Annotated in this window: 19 protein-coding genes and 2 tRNA genes; 8 read left to right on the forward strand and 13 right to left on the reverse strand. The window is 58.3% G+C overall.

Going from position 1 to position 18,457, the window contains the following annotated elements:
* Positions 1-438 (reverse strand): response regulator, encoded by a 438-nt coding sequence (locus QRN60_RS09515; protein ID WP_003507653.1) that lies wholly within the window; start codon positions 436-438, stop codon positions 1-3.
* Positions 435-1,889 carry a sensor histidine kinase gene (locus QRN60_RS09520; protein ID WP_129564880.1) on the reverse strand — a complete coding sequence of 485 codons (1,455 nt, stop codon included), beginning with the start codon at positions 1,887-1,889 and terminating at the stop codon, positions 435-437. The genes QRN60_RS09515 and QRN60_RS09520 overlap by 4 nt, the downstream gene beginning before the upstream one ends.
* Before the next feature lie 157 nt (positions 1,890-2,046).
* Here QRN60_RS09520 and QRN60_RS09525 point away from each other — a divergent pair, with 157 nt between their 5' ends.
* Positions 2,047-2,472 carry a response regulator gene (locus QRN60_RS09525; protein ID WP_223564862.1) on the forward strand — a complete coding sequence of 142 codons (426 nt, stop codon included), beginning with the start codon at positions 2,047-2,049 and terminating at the stop codon, positions 2,470-2,472.
* A gap of 53 nt (positions 2,473-2,525) precedes the next feature.
* Here the strand turns inward: QRN60_RS09525 and QRN60_RS09530 are convergent, their stop codons facing one another.
* From QRN60_RS09530 to QRN60_RS09550, 5 genes are all read right to left on the reverse strand, one after another.
* The gene (locus QRN60_RS09530; RefSeq protein ID WP_003507649.1) at positions 2,526-3,518 is read right to left on the reverse strand and encodes a sensor histidine kinase; all 993 of its coding nucleotides are present in this window, start codon (positions 3,516-3,518) and stop codon (positions 2,526-2,528) included.
* A gap of 13 nt (positions 3,519-3,531) precedes the next feature.
* Positions 3,532-3,987 (reverse strand): response regulator, encoded by a 456-nt coding sequence (locus QRN60_RS09535; RefSeq protein WP_003507648.1) that lies wholly within the window; start codon positions 3,985-3,987, stop codon positions 3,532-3,534.
* Positions 3,980-6,190: a sensor histidine kinase gene (locus QRN60_RS09540; protein WP_099086083.1), complete on the reverse strand. Its 2,211-nt coding sequence runs from the start codon at positions 6,188-6,190 to the stop codon at positions 3,980-3,982. Before QRN60_RS09540 ends, QRN60_RS09535 begins: the two co-directional genes overlap by 8 nt.
* 253 nt (positions 6,191-6,443) lie before the next feature.
* Positions 6,444-6,517, reverse strand: a tRNA-Gly gene (locus tag QRN60_RS09545).
* A gap of 25 nt (positions 6,518-6,542) precedes the next feature.
* Positions 6,543-6,627: transfer RNA gene (locus tag QRN60_RS09550), tRNA-Tyr, on the reverse strand.
* A 209-nt stretch (positions 6,628-6,836) separates the two neighbouring features.
* Here QRN60_RS09550 and rlmB point away from each other — a divergent pair.
* The 4 genes from rlmB (at position 6,837) to QRN60_RS09570 (ending at position 10,187) form a co-directional block, all read left to right on the forward strand.
* Complete coding sequence (gene rlmB / locus QRN60_RS09555) at positions 6,837-7,724, forward strand: 23S rRNA (guanosine(2251)-2'-O)-methyltransferase RlmB (RefSeq protein ID WP_129564881.1); 888 nt, start codon at positions 6,837-6,839, stop codon at positions 7,722-7,724.
* 76 nt (positions 7,725-7,800) lie between these two features.
* On the forward strand, positions 7,801-8,193 hold the full coding sequence (locus QRN60_RS09560) for an acyl-CoA thioesterase (RefSeq protein WP_003507645.1): 393 nt from the start codon (positions 7,801-7,803) through the stop codon (positions 8,191-8,193).
* Between the two features lie 177 nt (positions 8,194-8,370).
* Positions 8,371-8,775, forward strand: a complete 405-nt coding sequence (locus QRN60_RS09565) for a DUF2946 family protein (protein WP_003507644.1) — start codon at positions 8,371-8,373, stop codon at positions 8,773-8,775.
* Between the two features lie 47 nt (positions 8,776-8,822).
* Positions 8,823-10,187, forward strand: coding sequence for a PepSY-associated TM helix domain-containing protein (locus tag QRN60_RS09570; RefSeq protein WP_129564882.1), 1,365 nt, complete (start codon positions 8,823-8,825; stop codon positions 10,185-10,187).
* Between the two features lie 68 nt (positions 10,188-10,255).
* Here the strand turns inward: QRN60_RS09570 and QRN60_RS09575 are convergent, their stop codons facing one another.
* Positions 10,256-10,732, reverse strand: a complete 477-nt coding sequence (locus QRN60_RS09575; protein WP_284765344.1) for a nuclear transport factor 2 family protein — start codon at positions 10,730-10,732, stop codon at positions 10,256-10,258.
* A 12-nt stretch (positions 10,733-10,744) separates the two neighbouring features.
* A complete protein-coding gene (locus QRN60_RS09580) occupies positions 10,745-11,356 on the reverse strand; it encodes an NAD(P)-dependent oxidoreductase (RefSeq protein ID WP_129564883.1) in 612 nt (203 codons plus the stop codon).
* 154 nt (positions 11,357-11,510) lie between these two features.
* Here QRN60_RS09580 and QRN60_RS09585 point away from each other — a divergent pair, with 154 nt between their 5' ends.
* Positions 11,511-11,894: a winged helix-turn-helix transcriptional regulator gene (locus QRN60_RS09585; RefSeq protein WP_003507622.1), complete on the forward strand. Its 384-nt coding sequence runs from the start codon at positions 11,511-11,513 to the stop codon at positions 11,892-11,894.
* 117 nt (positions 11,895-12,011) lie between these two features.
* On the opposite strand, the gene QRN60_RS09590 is transcribed toward QRN60_RS09585, so the two are convergent.
* Together QRN60_RS09590 and QRN60_RS09595 are read right to left on the reverse strand one after the other, a co-directional pair.
* Entirely contained in the window at positions 12,012-12,434 is a 423-nt protein-coding gene (locus QRN60_RS09590; protein ID WP_087744521.1) for a GNAT family N-acetyltransferase, read from the reverse strand.
* A 106-nt stretch (positions 12,435-12,540) separates the two neighbouring features.
* The gene (locus QRN60_RS09595) at positions 12,541-12,894 is read right to left on the reverse strand and encodes a DMT family protein (protein ID WP_129564884.1); all 354 of its coding nucleotides are present in this window, start codon (positions 12,892-12,894) and stop codon (positions 12,541-12,543) included.
* Between the two features lie 265 nt (positions 12,895-13,159).
* Between QRN60_RS09595 and uvrB the strand changes: the two genes are divergently transcribed.
* A complete protein-coding gene (uvrB, locus tag QRN60_RS09600) occupies positions 13,160-16,126 on the forward strand; it encodes an excinuclease ABC subunit UvrB (RefSeq protein ID WP_284765345.1) in 2,967 nt (988 codons plus the stop codon).
* An 80-nt stretch (positions 16,127-16,206) separates the two neighbouring features.
* Here uvrB and QRN60_RS09605 read toward each other — a convergent pair whose 3' ends face one another.
* A complete protein-coding gene (locus QRN60_RS09605; protein ID WP_060726374.1) occupies positions 16,207-16,806 on the reverse strand; it encodes a hypothetical protein in 600 nt (199 codons plus the stop codon).
* A gap of 190 nt (positions 16,807-16,996) precedes the next feature.
* On the opposite strand from QRN60_RS09605, the gene QRN60_RS09610 reads away from it, so the two are divergent.
* Entirely contained in the window at positions 16,997-17,965 is a 969-nt protein-coding gene (locus tag QRN60_RS09610) for an alpha/beta hydrolase (RefSeq protein ID WP_129564886.1), read from the forward strand.
* A 28-nt stretch (positions 17,966-17,993) separates the two neighbouring features.
* Here QRN60_RS09610 and QRN60_RS09615 read toward each other — a convergent pair whose 3' ends face one another.
* Positions 17,994-18,419, reverse strand: a complete 426-nt coding sequence (locus QRN60_RS09615; RefSeq protein WP_003507616.1) for a DUF1801 domain-containing protein — start codon at positions 18,417-18,419, stop codon at positions 17,994-17,996.
* Positions 18,420-18,457 lie beyond the last annotated feature (38 nt).

Genomic DNA, 18,457 nt, shown 5'->3' on the forward strand with positions numbered 1-18,457 from the left:
TCAAGGTATCTGAATTACGGAAAAGAACAGGCCGAGATTTTTGATGGCATTGGCAAAGCCCTCATAATCGACCGGCTTGGTTATATAAACATTCGCGCCAAGATCATAGCATTTCTGAATTTCAGTCTCGTCGTCGGTCGTTGTCAAAACCACCACGGGCAAACGGCGTGTATATTCATTGCTCTTGATCTGCTCGAGAATATTGATGCCCGACATGTCGGGGAGATTGAGATCGAGCAAGACGAGAAGATAACGGTCCTTGCTGACAAGCCCATCCCGACTTTCGCCTAATATAAAGTCCAGCGCCTTGGCGCCGAGCGTAAAAGGCACGATCTCGTTGTTCACGCCGGCGCGCCGCACGTTTTTCTCGATCAGCCGAGCATGGCCTTCGTCGTCTTCGATCATCACGATCGTTACTTCCTGACCGGTCGCTTTCATTTGTCGCTTTCCTTCGTCACGCGTCTGAGGTCACTCGGCATCAGCAGGATAAACGTGCTGCCTTCGCCAAGTTTAGACTCGACTTTAATGTCACCCCCTAAATTTCTGATTAGCGAACGAACATGCGCAAGACCAATGCCCTCTCCCGGCTGATCCTGATTGCCCGCCCGCCGAAAGAGCTCAAAAACCCGTTCGAGGTCCTGTTCGCCAATACCGCGCCCGTTGTCGGCGACTTCGATACAAATAGCTCCACGTCCAGCCGGATAGGCCCGGGCCGTCAGTCTCAGCGGGCGGCCAGGCATCTGGTATTTCACCGCGTTATCGAAGAGATTTCCGAGTATCTGATCGAGAGATATCCGGTCGGTCACGATCGTCAGCTTCGGCGTGTCGACTTCGATCTCGCCGCCATTGGCGTTGATCTGGTGGCGTACCGTCTCAGACAGTGACGAGAGCAACGTTTCTATGTCGACTTTCTCCGGCTGCAGCTTTCGCTGGCCGTCGCGGGATATTTTCAGGATGGCGTTGATCAGCTGATCCATTTTGCGGGTGGACGAGCGGATGAAGCCGATAGCCTCTGGAATATCCTCTTCAACCGCCAGCCGCGCCTCACGAATAACGTCCTCCGGGAGAGACTTGCCATCTGCGAGAACATAACTCGTTACCGGCTTCAGCGAAGCATCGAATTCGGATAGGAAGCCCATGATATTGACGAGCGGCGCGCGCAGGTCATGCGTCACGATATATGCGAAGCGCTGAATTTCCTGATTGGCGCGGCGAAGATCCCGCGTTCTTTCCTCGACACGTTCTTCAAGATGACGATTGAGTTCATCGACATCCTCCCGCGACCTGTTCAGGGCACGGATATAGGTGAAGACAAGGAAGATCGAACCACCGACCACAATGAGGATAGCGAGCGCACCGCCGACCGTTACCCAGCGCAGCTTATTGGCAGCCCCGAGTTGATCCGCAACGATGATGCGCAGGCGATCATCTGTGTCCGATTGCAGGTCCGACAGAATACTCCTGATCTCGTTCATGAAGCGTTTGCCGTCATTATTACGGACGACCTCAACCGCCTCCGTTATTCGGCCCGAACGCTGCAAATCGATGGTCTCACGGGTTTCAGCCAGCTTCGCGTCGATTGTCTGCCTCAAACCCGAAAGAGACTGCTTGTATTGCTCGTCTTCCGTCAGAAGATCGAAAAGTCTTGACTGGCGTTGGGGCAAGCCACGCAGGGCTTCTTCATAAGGCACGAGATAATCGCGATTATTGGTCAGCAGATATCCCCGCTGGCCGGTTTCGATGTCCTGCATCGTCGTCAGCACATCCAAAACAGCGGCACGAAAACGTCGGAGTTCCGCTGTTTCCTGGGAATAGCGGTTATTCACCTGCACCAGCCACAGCGACATGGAGACCATGCCAATCAAAATCGCAACACCCACGGCAAGCATCAAAAGGCTTCGTTGGGCAAACGGTGAAAAACCAATCACAGAAATACATTCCCGGTAGGCACGAATTAAAGTTGCAAACTAGAATACGACGACATCAGAGGCGACTGTTTTCTTTTTATTTATGGAAGGAACCAGTTTGGGACTTAGGGGTTTTGCAATGTTGATTGGCAGTGCCCGACTGAGCCGAACTGACGAGAATGCGATAACGATGAGCTATAATTTCCAGGGAAAACAAATCCTCGTATTGGAGGACGACGCGCTTCTGGCGATGGATATGGAGGATTTTCTTTCCGATCTGGGGGTCAACGTCGTCGGGCCCGTTTCGCACATTGGCGCGGCCTTGGAAAAAATAAACGCCACTGATCTGGACGGCGCAGTCATTGACCTCAATCTGAGAGGCGAATTGTCCTTCCCGGTCATCGAGGAGCTCAAGGCGGCAAATATCCCTTTCGTCATATGCAGCGGATATGCGGAAATACCCGGAGTGCGTGCGCAGCTGGACGGGCTTACCGTCGTCTCCAAACCCTGCGATTTCGACAATCTCTCGCATGTTCTGGCAAATGAGTTTTTACTGACCAACTAGGGCGGGGCTAATCTCGGTCCGGTGCCCCAAGCCGCTTCTTTTCATGTGGCGACTTAGTCCAGGGGAAAGATGACCTGATATTGCAGGCCGTCGCGGTCGTAGCGAATTTCACTTTCCGCTTGCAATTCGTATTGCGCGCCCCTTGTTACAAGGGTGGTTCCAAAGCCCGTGTCTTCCGGCATTGAGACCGGCGGGCCTCCGCTTTCCCGCCACCGCAGATTGATCCGGTCGCGTCCGTCTCCGTCACGAAGCTTTTTCCAGACAACGTCAACCTTTCCGTTCGCACCGGAAAGGGAACCGTATTTCTGCGCGTTAGTCACCAGCTCGTGCAGGATCATTCCCAGCGCCAGAGCGGATTTTGGCGATACATGAACGCCATCCGGACCGTCGAGTTCGACCCTGCTCGTGAAGGTATTATGCGGCTCGATCGCGCGCTTCACGACATCTCTCAAATCCGTCTCACCCCAATTGCTCTGAAAAAGCAGGGCGTGGCTTTCGGCCAGAGCGCTTACGCGGGCCACCAGCCGTTCCTGATAATCCTCGATCGAGGTGCTGCCTTTCGCCGTTCTGCGGATGATCGATATGACCATCGCCATCGTATTCTTGACACGATGGCTTAGCTCGCGGACGAGCAGCTCCTTGTGCAGCTCCGCCCGTTTTCGCTCCTGTTTCTCCCGAGCTTCCGCCAGGGCGCGCTCCACAGCGGATGGCAGTCTCACAAGCCGTTGCTTGAGGACGTAGTCCGTCGCGCCGCGCCGGAATGCATCGATGGCCGCATCCTCACCTAAAACACCGGACACGAAAATGAACGGCGTATCGGGTCTTGTCGCCATAACGACATCGAGCGCCGACATGCCATCGAAGTCCGGCAAAGAGAAATCCGCGAGAATGATATCGAACTGCTGTTTTTCCAACGCCTCGATGAACGATGCCTTGCCAACGGCCCTCGTTACCGCAGGCGGCGTCGAAAGACGTGAAAGCTGTTCTTCGATCAGTTCGGCATCCACCGAACTGTCTTCGAGGAGAAGAAGTCTGCTTGCCTCCATTCGCGACACAGTCTCATCCGCCATTGCGATGTGCACCCGGCGGCGGTTCGTTCAGGAGAGCCCAGAAGACGCCAAGATCCTGTATAGCCTTGAAGAACTGGTTGAATTCCACAGGCTTGACGACAAATGCGTTCACGCCGAGTTCGTAGCTCCTGACGAGATCCTGTTCTTCTCGCGACGACGTCAGCATGACGACTGGAATATGCCGCAAGTGATCGCTGCCCTTGACCGTCTGCAAAACCTCAAGCCCGTCCACTTTCGGGAGTTTGAGATCAAGAAGAACCACGGCCGGATCACCGCCCGGGCGGTTATGATAGCTACCGGTTACATTCAGATAGTCGAGTGCTTCCGTACCGTCGCGTGCCACCACCACCTCATTCGCCAGCTGGCATTTCTCAAGAGCGGTCAGCGTTAGTTCCAGATCGCGTGGGTTATCTTCCACCAGCAGAATGGGTCTGAGTTCAGGCAATTTTTTCCTCTTCAACTTTCGTAACCGGCAATGTGAAGAAGAACGTGGCTCCCTCACCGACAGTTCCCTCGGCACCGACCAAACCGTGATGGCGTTCGACAATTCGTCGCACCAGCGCAAGTCCAATGCCCGTTCCCTCGAAATCCTCTACCCGCTGCAATCTCTGGAACACACCAAAAAGCTTGCTGTAATAGGCCATATCGAAGCCAACACCATTATCTTCGACCGAGTAAGTGACGTCGTCCTCGGTTTCGACCGCAGAAATAGTGATGATCGAGACCGGCTCCCGGGACGAATATTTGATGGCATTTTCGATGAGATTGTACCAGACCTGCCGCAGCAGGGTCGCATCCCCGAATATCACCGGCAACTCGCCGATGCGCCACTCGATCTCGCGATCGGCAACGGCGTGCCCGAGAGAGCGACGAACTTCGCTCACCACCTTCTGCATATCCACCGGTTTCAGGGACAGTTGCGTGCGACCAAGCTGTGAGAAATTCAGGAGATCATCCACCAGCCTGCCGGCGCCCAGCGCCGCCTCTGATATCATCTGCAGATAATGCGAGGATTTCTCGTCCAGGGCATTGCTGCGCTCCCGCAACAACTGCGCAAACCCGACGATATGACGGAACGGGGCACGCAGGTCGTGCGAAACGGAATAGGAAAAGGCCTCCAACTCTTTATTGGTCCGCTGCAATTCCCGCGTCAGATCTGCCATCTCCTCGGCCTTGCGCAGGACAATGCCGATGATCGCACTGCGAAGCTCCCTCGCTGCCGCAAGCTCGGGCTCCGACCAGGGAGATGACGTGTTGCGCAATTGCTCCTTCCAGATTTCAAAAGACTTGCGGGGATGAATGCGCCCGCTCTCCTGCACCGTCTTGTGCGGATCACCGCCCCAGCGTACCGTTTTTATGACTTCCGGCCGAAACCAGATAAGCCAGCTGCCGTGCAACTCCGAAACCCGCATCGCAATAATTCCGCTTGCGGTGGCGGCATAGGCCTCAGCGGCGGCGTAATCGCCGGATAGGTTGTCGGTTGCAAAAACATCGGCAACGTCCTGCTCACCGAGCCATAGGACAAGCTCTTCAACCTGCTGCCGTGACGGCGTCCTGCCGACCAGCTCATAGTCGTCGCCGAGGACGAGTGCCGCGCCGTCCGCTCCCACCTGTTTCAGCAGGTCGTTTTTTTCATCGTCACCCGCAAGCAGTCCATCAACCCATTTTTCGGCAGCAGCCATCCCCTTCAGCAGGCGCGCCTGAATGTGGCCAAGCTCCACCCGGCGGGATGCATCCTGGGAACTCTGCTCCATGGCGATCCGCATCGACAGGAGCTGCGCGGCAAAATCGCAGGCTTCACGGACGGCAAGGGATACCGAATGGGGTGTAGCGTGGTGGCAGGCAATCAAGCCCCAGAGAGCGCCATTGACGATGATCGACACCGACATCGAAGCGGCCGTACCCATATTGCGCATATATTCGAGATGAACCGGCGACACACTGCGAAGCTGAGAAAAGCTCATATCGAGCACTGCTCCCGTTTCCGCATTCACCGGCGGCCTGATCGGGACGGGCTTATAATCGACATCGGGAATCATTCGCAGGCGATTGATGGTGTAGAGCTGCCGCGCCTGCGGCGGGATATCGCCCGCCGGAAAGCGAAGTCCGAGATAAGACGGCAAAGTCCCGCTTCCGGCTTCCGCCACGACATGACCGCTCCAGTCCAGTCCGAAGTCATAGATCAGCGTACGATCATAACCGCTGATCAAAGACACCAATTGCGCCGTCCGAAAAAGCGCGTCCTCCAGCGACGGCGCGCTGTTCAGATATTGCGCCAGATTCGTAAGTTCGCCCATCAGCTTTTCAGCCGACTCGCCCTCTCTTGCCTTTTCGACCTCGAGAATAACCAAAGTCCCGGATCGATGCGCCGAAACAACGAGTTTCTTTTCAGCCCATGCATATCGGAAATTGCTCTCTTCGCCGGAATACCAGGCGGAAAGTTCAGAGATGAACGGCAAGATTGTTTCGGTGACGACGGCACCGATTGGTAAGGCCGCATCAATATAATCGGCAAGATTATCGCTCGCCTGCACAACGGAGAGTTCCCGCGCGGACAGAACCAAAAGGGCTCCATGTTCCTGAATAGCACCGGGAATGTGGATGGGCTCTGCGCCGCAACTATCCAGTTTCGGCGTATTTGAACTCATAACTTTCTCCAGCCGCTCTTTTTGCGAGAACGTTCGACCTGCTCAAAAGATGCGGCCAACCTATTGATTATTGCGGGGATGTAAACGCTCGTTTTCGCAAAATTGCCGAATGATTTCCACCGGATTTCCGGTTACGCAAACGTAGGACGTTCACGCGGCCATAGATTGAAACAATCACGCGATAAGAAATCCGGGCGCTGGCGCAGCAAAATCGGCGCTTGTTGGACGTCAATGATCTTTTTGGAAAAGTCACTGGAGCGGGTAGCGGGAATCGAACCCGCGTATTCAGCTTGGAAGGCTGCTGCTCTACCATTGAGCTATACCCGCGGTGGTGATTTCGATCCGTGCAGAATGGTGGAGGGAGTTGGATTTGAACCAACGTAGGCGTAGCCAACGGATTTACAGTCCGTCCCCTTTAACCACTCGGGCATCCCTCCAGCTTTCTGCTAGGATCGAGCAACCAAGCTCTTCAGATTTCGCTGCGGCGAAGCGCCGTTGCGTCGTCTGTGGCGCGTATATGACGGCCTCGTTCGTTTCTGTCAACACGCCCTTTCACGAATTTTCGGGAAAAAATTCAAACCTGTTTGCAGCCCTGTGGATTATCGCGGGGGCTGGTGCGCGCCTCTTTGCAGAGATATAAGGCGCCATGAGCAAAGACGATCCCAACAACAAATCCACCCGCGACACGCACTATGCCACCCTGCGCCGTGCCGTGCGCGACGCCAAACGCGAGCGGGGCGAAATTCCGACCCCGCAGCAGCCGAAGCGCCGGAACCGCGGTGCTGATGACTGGAAGCCGCCGCAGCTTGCGCCCGATCAGGTGCATCTTTACGGCCTGCATACCGTGCGCGCGGCGCTTACCAATCCCGAACGGCAACTCATCAAGCTATCCGTCACCCAGAACGCCTTTGCGCGGCTGGATATCGGCGAGGCGGATGCCCAGCCCTTCCCGGTCGAGATGGTTTCGCCGCAGGATATCGACAAGGTTCTCGGCCCCGATGCCATCCATCAGGGTGTGATGCTGGAAACCAGGCCGCTGCCGCTCAAGCGGCTCGGCGCGCTGAAGGACAGCCCGCTCATTCTCGTGCTCGATCAGGTCACCGATCCGCACAATGTCGGCGCCATCATGCGCTCGGCGGTCGCCTTCAACGCCGGCGCCGTCATCACCACCATGCGCCACAGCCCAACCGAGTCAGGCGTGCTGGCGAAATCGGCTTCCGGTGCACTGGAACTCATTCCCTATATCCAGATCACCAATCTGGCCGATGCGCTGGGCGAGCTGCACAAGCTCGGCTTCTTCTCCGTCGGTCTGGATTCGGAAGGCCCCGCCCCCATCGAACAGACCTTTAGCGGTGAAAAAATCGCACTGGTGCTGGGCGCCGAAGGCAAGGGCCTGCGCCAGAAGACGCGCGAAACCGTCTCGGCGCTCGCCCGTCTCGACATGCCGGGCGAGATCAAATCGCTCAATGTTTCGAATGCGGCGGCCATCGCCCTTTATGCAACGCAGCAATTTCTGGGCAAAGCGTCGTCCTGACGCTTGCCCTTCCTTGCGAAATCGCAAAGCGCAACGCATGCTGCGCCTTTGTCATTCGCATGGAGCAAATCTCAACATGACCAACCCGACCATCAAACCGACCGGCGAGCTGACTCTCAGAACGCTCGCCATGCCGGCCGACGCCAATCCGGCCGGTGATATTTTCGGCGGCTGGGTCATGTCACAGATGGACTTGGCGAGCGGCATCCGCGCAGCGGAACGCTCCCGCTGTCGTGTGGTCACGGCAGCGGTCAAGGAAATGGCCTTCGAACTGCCGGTGAAGATCGGCGACACGCTGTCCATCTATACCGATATCGCCCGCGTTGGCCGCACGTCCATCACGCTCACGGTGGAAGCCTGGGCGCAGCGGTCGCGTTATGACAAGCTGGAGAAAGTCACCGCCGGAACCTTCATCATGGTGGCAATGGACGAAAATGGACAACCCACGCCTATTCCCGCAGCGGAATAATCGCGTTGCGGCACTGGGCTCCAGTGCCGCTCTCAGCTCAAACGCCATATACAGCAGGCAGCATAGACATCTCGCGCATTGTCAGGATCATTCCTCACCGATGCGATCCCTGTTGTCTCTCCCCTGCCGTCATTGTGTCGCGGTGACATCTCGCCGCAAATATGACATTCCGATCCCATGGGATTCATTCGCAGGATCATGCAGGATAGAAGTTCGGCTGGCGCCATCGCCATGCTGGCGGTTCTGCTTTTCCTTTTGCAGGGTCTCGCCAATGGCCTGACCAGCGGCAATATGGCGATGGCCGCGCTGGCGGCGGATGAGATCATCTGTTCCAGCCATATGCCTGAAGGCGGCTCGGACAAACACGACCCGGCGGGCAAGATCGCCGATGACTGTTGCGGCACGCTCTGCCGTCTGGCCTCGGCCACGGCCGCCGCTCTTCCGGTTATTCCCGTCGAAGGCGCGGACAATATTCTCCCGGCGGTCGAAGTCGCCTTTTTGAATTTCGACGCGGTGCTGTCGCCATCGCCGCCCAATCTGGAATCGCGCCCACGCGCGCCGCCCTTCGCTCCGCAGCGCTAGAACACTGTCCGGCCTGCCGGAAAATCCATTCTCTTGCGGAGACATCCATGTCCGTTACGACCTCTTTCGAGGGCGAGCGTGCGCCTGCGCATTCCTCGTCCGCAAATCTTTACCGCGCCGTGTGGCGTTGGCATTTTTATGCCGGTCTCCTCGTCCTGCCCTTCATGATATCGCTCGCCGTCACCGGCGCGCTTTATCTCTTCCAGGACGAGTTCGACAATTTTATCCATTCGGACCTGAAGCGCGTCGAGGTAGCGCAAAACGCGCCAAAAGCCCTGCCTTCCGAGATCGTGGCCGCAGCGCTCGCGGCCGTTCCCGGCACCGCCGTCAAATATACGACACCGGCCGATCCAGGTGCTTCGACGGAAATCACCGTCAATACGACGGTTGGAAAGCGGGCCGTCTACGTAAACCCCTACACCGCTGAGGTGGCCGGTTCCCTGCCGGATCGCGGCACCATCATGTGGACGATCCGTTATCTCCACAGCCTGAAATATTTCGGCGCCTATGCCCGCTATCTGATCGAGATCGCGGCCGGCTGGTCCATCCTTCTTGTCGCCACCGGCATCTATCTCTGGTGGCCGCGAAAGCAGACGGGTGGAGTCGTCACCGTGCGCGGCACGCCGAAAAAACGGGTCTTCTGGCGCGATACCCATGCCGTCACCGGCATTTTCGTCGGCTTTTTCATCGTCTTTCTTGCGGTCACCGGCATGCCCTGGTCGGGCGTATGGGGCGCGAAGGTCAATGAATGGGCGAATGGCAGCAACTTCGGGTACCCGGCGGGCATCCGCACCGATGTGCCGATGTCCGGAGACCATCTCGATCATGTGGCGAAGACAAGCTGGTCGCTGGAGCAGGCAAAAATACCGGAATCCACCACCGCCTCCGAAGGCCAGCCGATCGGAATCGACGAGGCGATCGCACGTTTCGACGCACTCGGCCTTGCCGCCGGTTATGCCGTCGCCCTGCCGGGAAAACCGACCGGCGTCTATAGCGGCTCGGTCTATCCCGATGATCTCGGTCAACAGCGCGTTGTGCACCTTGATCAATATAGCGGAGAGCCGCTGATCGACATGAGCTACGCCGATTACGGCCCGCTCGGCAAGGCGCTGGAATGGGGCATCAACGTGCATCTGGGACAGCAATATGGCCTCGCCAACCAGATCGTGCTTCTGGCGGCCTGTATAGGCATTGTGCTGCTTGCCGTGTCCGCCGGTGTCATGTGGTGGAAACGCCGTCCGAAAGGGTCGCTCGGAGTGCCGCCCCTGCCGCAGGAAAAACGCGTGCTTCGCGGCCTGCTGGTCATGCTCACCATCGGCGGCGTCATTTTCCCGTTGGTGGGCGCGAGCCTGCTGGTCATGCTCGTGCTGGACCTGATCATACAGTCCCGTCAGAAACGGCGCGTAATCTGAAAACGGAAACAGCCGGGCGAAAATCCCGGCTGTTTCCCTGTCATCGGTGAGGCGTCAAGAGACTGGCCTCAGAACATCGTATTATTGTTCGCCGCCGTTTCCGGAACGGGCTGGATCACATCCCAGTGCTCGGTGATCTTGCCGTCGGTGACGCGGAAGATATCGACGATGGCCGTACCGCGATCGCCGTCTTTTTCGGTCGAATGAATATGCAGATAGACGAGATCGCCATCCGTGGCGCTGCGCACGATGCGCGCCTTCGACTGCGGGTTTTCCTTGAAGTGACCGGTGAAATAATCCACGAACGGCTTCTTGCCATCCGGCACCATGGGGTTGTGCTGCTTATAGCTGTCGACAATGACGGCAGCCCCCTTCTCCACTTCATGCTTATTGAAAACGGTATCGTAAAACTCGATCACCAGCTTGCGGTTGGCCTCTTCCTGGGCGAGATCCCGCTTGGCGGTTTCGGCCAGGACCGGAGCGGCCATCAATGCAGGCGCAAGAGCGAGAGCGACGATGGCAAGACGACGTGTCACGAAATTCATGGGTGATACCTCTCAATAACCGACGGTGAAACGCTGGCGGGAATGCTGCGGCTTCTCGATTTCATCGACAAGCGCAATGGCGTAGTCCTCAAAGGAAATGCGGCTGCCTTCGGCATTGCTGAGAAGCTCATCTTTGCCGATACGGAATTTGCCGGTTCTTTCCCCCGGCACGAATTCGGCGGATGGCGACAGGAAGGTCCAGTCGAGCTGCTTTTCCCCTCTCAGGCGGTCCAGAAACTCCGCGCCCTTGGTCGCTTCGGCCTTGTAGGCGGCCGGGAAATCCGGCAGGTCGACCACACGCTGGCCCGGTGCTATTTCAAGGCTGCCGGCACCACCCACCACGAGGTAACGGGGAACGTCGGAGGCGCGCACGGCCTCGATCAGCGTCACGGGATCGCTGGCGGTGAAGTGCACCGCGCTGATCACGGCATCGTGACCTTTAAGCAGCTCCGAAAGCCCTGCCTGATCGAAAACATCGCCCTGTTTTGCCACCACGTTCGGCAGGCTGACGATCTTTTCAGGGCTGCGGGCGATCGCCGTCACCTTGTGCCCCCGGTCGGAAAGTTCCTTCAGAATACGGGATCCGGCATTGCCGGAGGCCCCGATGAGCGCGATGTTAGCCATGACTTCTTCCTTTGTCGGTATCGTTATTGGTCTAAATAATAGACCGCTAATGAAAGCTATGATATCGCAACCCCGGCCGCAAGAAGTCAGCCGCCGCTGATCAGGTCACACGGCGATGACCTGAAGGGGTAAGAAAATGGAAAGGGCGAGGCAAATGCCGGATATGCAAACCAAAGAAATCTTCGTCTTCGACCAGCCCTGCCCCATACGCGACGTGCTGGATCGTATCGGCGATCAATGGAGCCTGCTGGTTCTGGAAGCGCTTCAGGGCGGCGTGCTGCGTTTCAACGAATTGAACCGCAAGATCGACGATATTTCCAAGCAGATGTTGTCGCGTACGTTGAAGCGGCTTGAGGAAGACGGTTTCATTCGCCGCACGCTTTATGCGCAGGTACCGCCGCGCGTGGAATACGAACTGACCAATCTCGGCCGTTCGTTTCTGGTGCCGATGCAATTGCTGGTGCAATGGGCCGATGAGAACCACGTCCGTATCTGCAAGGCGCGGCTGCAATATTCCGAAAACGACAATCGCAGCTGACAGGAAGCAGGCATCCAGAGCATTTCCAGTAAAAGTGCGTAGCGGTTTTACGTCCGGATAATGCGATAAACAAAGAGATGGAGCACGTCCGACGCTTCCGTTTAAACCGGACGTGCCCTAGCCCAGCCGGTAGACCTTGCAGACCAGCCCTTCCGGCTGGCGATAGGTCGTGAAGCCCATGGCGTCGTAATAACCCTGCCCGAGCATGTTGTCCGCGCCGATGCTGGCATCGATATTCTTGAGGCCCCGCGCCTCTGCCGCCCTTCGCGTTGCCGCGAAGAGGGCGGATCCTACTCCTCTTCGCGCCGCCTGCGGGCTGACATGGGTGCCGATGATGCCCCAGCCTTCCGCCACGCCATAGGGATTGTCCGCCCGCGCATAACGCAGCGACTGGAACCCCAGAATGCGCCCGTCCTCATCCTCGGCGACCGAGCACTCGATACGATCGGTGTGCTGGATATAATTCTCCAGCACCGCCGTAATATCCGTCGGCGCTTTTCGGAGGCCGGCCGAGAATATCTCGTTCTGGACCGCCGCCATTCCCGTCGCGTCGTCAACTCTTGCAGGGCGTATTTTCATCGATACATCACCTCATATCCGTTGCGATTGGTTCCGCCGGCAAAGCGCCAGTCTCTTTCGTTTGTCTTCAGGAGCGGAAAATGAAGGAAGCGCCGAAGGCGATCAGCGCAAAACCGATCACGTGATTGATGGTGATGCTTTCCTTCAACCAGAAGATCGAAAACAGCGCGAAGACCGCGAGCGTGATGACTTCCTGAATGGTCTTGAGCTGCGCGGTGGAATAGACCTCCGAACCTATGCGGTTGGCGGGAACGGCCAGCACATATTCGAAGAACGCGATACCCCAGCTGGCGACAATAGCCAGGAAGAGCGCGCTGCCCTTGTGCTTGAGATGGCCGTACCAGGCGAAGGTCATGAAAATATTGGAGGCGACAAGCATCAGGACAGGCCAGATGTGGGCAGGGCTGATTGAGAACGGCATGATGGGTCCTGGAAAAAGGGAGGGATGTCATGAAATGCAGTATAAAAAGCAGTCTGAAGGTAAACGTCATTCTGCCCGTATGGATTTGCTCTAGCGCATCCGCCCGAAAACCGGAATCGATTTTCTGCAGATTTTAGCAAAGCCGTCTTCAGCGCTACGCAACGCATCCGGCCGAATTTTGTTCCGCACGCTTCGTTTCCTTTTTGTACTCATTTTTTCGCTGTATCCCCTTCACTTTGTGCGTGACTCCCTCCATATTTCGCCCATGGCCAGATCACCGAAAAACTCCATCTCCTCGCCCTCGGGCTTCGAGGAAGCTCCGCAATCGTCATTCGAAGGTGCGCCGCTCAGCGGCAGCGTCTCCGATTGGGTGAAGCAGCTTGAGGCGGAAGCGGAGGCATCCTCCGTGGAAACCCAGCGCGAAATCGCCTCGAAGGCGGGCAAGCACCGCAAGAAGATCGAGATCGAAGCGCGCAAGGACGCGGAGAAGGCCGCCTCGAAGACGGCCAAGAACACCACGGCCTCCAAGACCGCGCGCGGTGTTTCCATCGGCGCATCGAGCGATCCGAAAACCCGCGCCGCCGCCGGCCTCAATCCGGTCGCCGGTATGGACGTATCGCTGGAGGATGCCGCCAACCTCGCGCCGGGCGCCGTCACCGCAACGGTGGACGCGCTGTCGAAGCTGATCGAGAGCGGCAATCCGCTGTTCAAGGACGGCAAGCTGTGGACGCCGCACCGCCCGGCCCGGCCGCCGAAGTCCGAAGGCGGCGTTACCATCCGCATGGCCTCGGACTATCAGCCCGCAGGCGACCAGCCGACGGCCATCAACGACCTCGTGGAAGGCATCAATTCCGGCGAGCGCAGCCAGGTCCTGCTCGGCGTCACCGGCTCCGGCAAGACCTTCACCATGGCCAAGGTGATCGAGGCGACGCAGCGCCCGGCCGTCATCCTTGCCCCCAACAAGACGCTGGCCGCGCAGCTCTATTCCGAGTTCAAGAACTTCTTCCCCGACAATGCGGTAGAGTATTTCGTCTCCTACTACGATTATTACCAGCCGGAAGCCTATGTGCCGCGCTCCGACACCTTCATCGAGAAAGAATCCTCGATCAACGAACAGATCGACCGGATGCGCCACTCCGCCACCCGCTCGCTGCTTGAACGTGACGACTGCATCATCGTCGCCTCCGTCTCCTGCATCTACGGTATCGGCTCGGTCGAAACCTACACCGCCATGACCTTCCAGATGCAGGTGGGCGACCGGCTGGACCAGCGCCAGCTTCTGGCCGACCTCGTGGCCCAGCAATACAAGCGCCGCGACATGGATTTCCAGCGCGGTTCGTTCCGCGTGCGCGGCGATACCATCGAAATTTTCCCCGCCCACCTTGAGGATGCCGCCTGGCGCATCTCGATGTTCGGCGACGAAATCGATTCCATCACCGAATTCGATCCGCTGACCGGCCAGAAAACCGGCGACCTGCAATCCGTCAAGATCTACGCCAATTCGCACTATGTCACCCCGCGCCCGACGCTGAACGGCGCGATCAAGTCGATCAAGGAAGAGCTGAAGGTCCGTCTCGCCGAGCTGGAAAAAGCCGGGCGTCTGCTGGAAGCCCAGCGGCTGGAGCAGCGCACCCGCTACGATATCGAGATGCTGGAAGCGACCGGCTCCTGCGCCGGTATCGAAAACTATTCGCGTTATCTCACCGGCCGCAATCCCGGCGAGCCGCCGCCGACGCTGTTCGAATATATCCCTGATAACGCGCTGCTTTTCATCGACGAAAGCCACGTCTCGGTCAGCCAGATCGGCGGCATGTATCGCGGCGACTTCAGGCGCAAGGCGACGCTGGCCGAATACGGCTTCCGCCTGCCCTCCTGCATGGACAACCGCCCGCTACGCTTCGAGGAATGGGACGCCATGCGGCCTCTGACGGTCGCGGTTTCGGCTACCCCCGGCTCATGGGAGATGGAACAGGCCGGCGGCGTCTTTGCCGAACAGGTCATCCGCCCGACCGGCCTTATCGATCCGCCGGTGGAGGTTCGTTCCGCCCGTAGCCAGGTGGACGATGTTCTCGGCGAAATCCGTGAGACCGCCGCCAAGGGTTACCGCACGCTCTGCACCGTGCTGACGAAACGCATGGCCGAGGACCTGACCGAATATCTGCATGAACAGGGCGTTCGCGTGCGCTACATGCACTCGGATATCGACACGCTGGAGCGCATCGAGATCATCCGCGACCTGCGTCTCGGCGCTTTCGACGTGCTTGTTGGTATCAACCTCTTGCGTGAGGGCCTCGACATTCCCGAATGTGGTTTCGTGGCAATCCTCGATGCCGACAAGGAAGGCTTCCTGCGCTCCGAAACCTCACTGATTCAGACCATCGGCCGCGCCGCCCGTAACGTCGACGGCAAGGTCATCCTTTACGCCGACAACATCACCGGCTCGATGAAGCGCGCGATGGAGGAGACCTCCCGCCGCCGCGAGAAGCAGGTGGCCTATAACGCCGAACACGGCATCACGCCGGAATCGGTCAAGGCGAAGATCTCCGATATTCTTGATTCAGTTTATGAGCGGGATCACGTAAGGGCCGATATATCAGGCGCTTCCGGCAAGGGCTTCGCCGATGGCGGCCATCTGGTCGGCAACAATCTGCAGTCCCATCTCAACGCGCTGGAAAAATCCATGCGCGATGCCGCCGCCGATCTCGACTTCGAAAAGGCCGCCCGCCTGCGCGACGAAATCAAACGTCTCAAGGCCGCCGAACTCGCCACCATGGACGACCCCATGGCGAAGGAAGAGGCCCGCGCCATCGAAGGCGGCGGAAAAAACAACAGACGCAGCCACTTGTCGATCTCCCCGCCTGAGGGGGAGACATCCGGCAGGACGGAGGCGGGCGCCGCGCCGAACGAAAGCGGCAAATCCCTTTTCACCAAACCCTCACTGGATGAAATGGGCCCCGGCTCAGATGCGGGAAAACCGCTGTTCCGCAGGAACACGCTGGACGAGATGACCGTGGGCAGGACCGAAAAGCCCGTGCGCAGCGCAGTACCAGACAAGCCCGAGACCGAATCCGGCAAACGCTTCTCACCGCTCATGGAAGGCCAACCGGAGCGTACTACCGATGATCCGCGACCGCTGGTGCGCGGCAAGATCGGCGCGGGGTCCTATGAAGACGCCGGCGAGCAGAAGCGCAAAAGCCGGACGAAGGGCAAGACGGGCCGACCGGAACGCTAACGCGCCCAGGCGTTATGCAGCGCCATGCATGGCTATCGCGAAAATATGGCCGGAGCACTCGCGCGCCCCGGCAACGGCGATCAGTTTTCGCACTGTCTGATCCGCGCCGCGACCTGGCCCGCACCAAACACTTTCGTCAGATCCGCATCCACGGTCATGGCAATGTAGTCTTCATTTTCCGCAGGCTTGATGTAAGTCGAGAAATAGACCGGGCCGGTCGGGAGAACGCCTGTGACACAGGCGCGCAATATCTCGATCTCCGTACTCCCCCTGATGCGCGGCCCCTCGATGCGGGAAAGGCGCACCTTCTCCTGCAATGTTGCAAGCCTTGAAACCTCCTCAGGCTTTATTCTCCACACGCTTGTGGCGGTTCCCTCCCGCTTTTCCGCGTGGAACTGCGCGCGGGCGGCGGCGTCCTTATCCTCGATCAACGCAAACGTCTCGACAGTCTCGCCCTTTACGCCGTCTGTAACGCTGCGAATAATCATCACCGCATCACCGGAACCCAATGACAGATGGGCAGGAAGCTGCAGCCCTACACGCACATGCTCGAAATTCATCGTCAGAAAGTCGAGCCGCATCAGCTTGGGAATACTCGAGATGGGCGTGGTCATGCAGCCGGTAAGGAGAAAAAGTAAAATAAGCGAGCGTGTGAAACGCGATAATATCAATGTCACCATGTTTTAAATCCAAAATTATCAAATGTGCGCAATGGCCTTGGCGGGAACAATCCTTCCCGGACCTGAGACCGTCATACCGGTCCGCAGATGTGAGGGAATGACATTGCAGCAGCGTTACGTCTTCCGGAACTCACGGTTCCCTTGAACGTTGACCGCCCTTATGGAATGGCAAGCAGTATGGAGACACGGCATGCATCTCAGAAATCTGGCGCTCTCATACCTTTTCCTCTCCTGCGCCCCGAGCTTTGCCGGCCAGATCGAGGATGCCACCTTCCACAGCGCGGCCCTCAACGCGCCGCTTCCCGTCAACATCTACCGCCCGGATGGCGCTCCACCGGAAAACGGCTGGCCGGTGCTCTACCTCCTGCACGGCCATGATGGTGACCAGAATAGCTGGCGCGATCTCGGCAATATCGAAAAGACGCTCGATACGCTCATCGAGGCCGGCGCCATACGCCCGCTTGTAGTCGTCATGCCTGGTGTCAAGAACAGCTGGTATGTGGATTCCACCGCCGTGGGCGGTCCCGGCGATTACGAAACCGCCCTGACCGGCGATCTGCGCCACCAGATCGAAAAAACACTGCCGGTGCGGAAAGATCGGGAAGGCCGCGCCATTGCCGGCCTCTCCATGGGCGGCTTCGGCGCCCTGCATCTCGCCTATGGCCACGAGGACCTCTATGGCGCCGTCGCCAGCCTGTCGGGCGCCATCTGGCAGAATGTCCCTGCCGCCGATCTCGACAAGACACCTGCCGAACTCAAGCTCATTCAGGACAGTGCTTTCTTTCACCGGGTTGACCGCGCCACCGTTACAAGCGGCATCGTGCTGCCCTCAACCGGCGACCATTTCTCCGGCGCCTTCGGCACGCCTTTCGATGCAAGGCTCTTCAACGAAAAGAACGTCTTCACCCTCGTGGCGCAGCATGTCGCCGAAAGCCAGGATCTGCCCGCCACCTATCTGACCGTCGGCGACGATGACGGCTTCTTCCTCTGGCGCGGCGCCATCGCCCTGCATGAGACGCTACAGGCCGACAAGCGCAAATCTGAATTGCGCGTGACCGATGGCGATCACGTCTGGTCGGTGTGGAAGGTCTCGATCATCGACGCGCTGAAGTTCATCGATGGGGAGTGGGACAAGGCCGCGGACGTAGCCCGGGACTGAGGCATCGCCCTCCCCACCACCGGTTTCATCACTTTCCGGCTCGTTTCTTCCCGCTCGTCGCTGCCACATTCAACGCCACCGCAGCCTGTATCAACGCCGCTAGCGCCTGGTCATCCACGACATCCCCCTCGTGAAAATCGATCGCGCGCCGCGTGTTTCCCTCCAGGCTGGAATTGAACAGCCCCGCCGGGTCCTCCAGCGACGCGCCCTTGGCAAATGTCATCTTCACCGCGCTTTTGTAGGTTTCACCCGTGCAGAGAATACCGGCATGCGACCAGACCGGCACGCCGCGCCATTTCACCTCTTCGATAACCTCGGGATCGGCCGTCCTGATCACCGCACGGATATGCGCAAGCGTGTCGCCGCGCCAGTCGTCCAGCTCTGCAATTTTCCGGTCGATGACCTCGGATGCCGCAGCCTCTTCCGCAGCTTTCTCCGTCACAGTTTTTGCCATGATACCCTCCCGATTTCGCCGCGCCGCCGCTCCCGGCC

The sequence above is a fragment of the Agrobacterium sp. CFBP2214 genome (assembly GCF_030209895.1).
GTDB classification, from domain to species: Bacteria; Pseudomonadota; Alphaproteobacteria; order Rhizobiales; family Rhizobiaceae; genus Agrobacterium; species Agrobacterium radiobacter.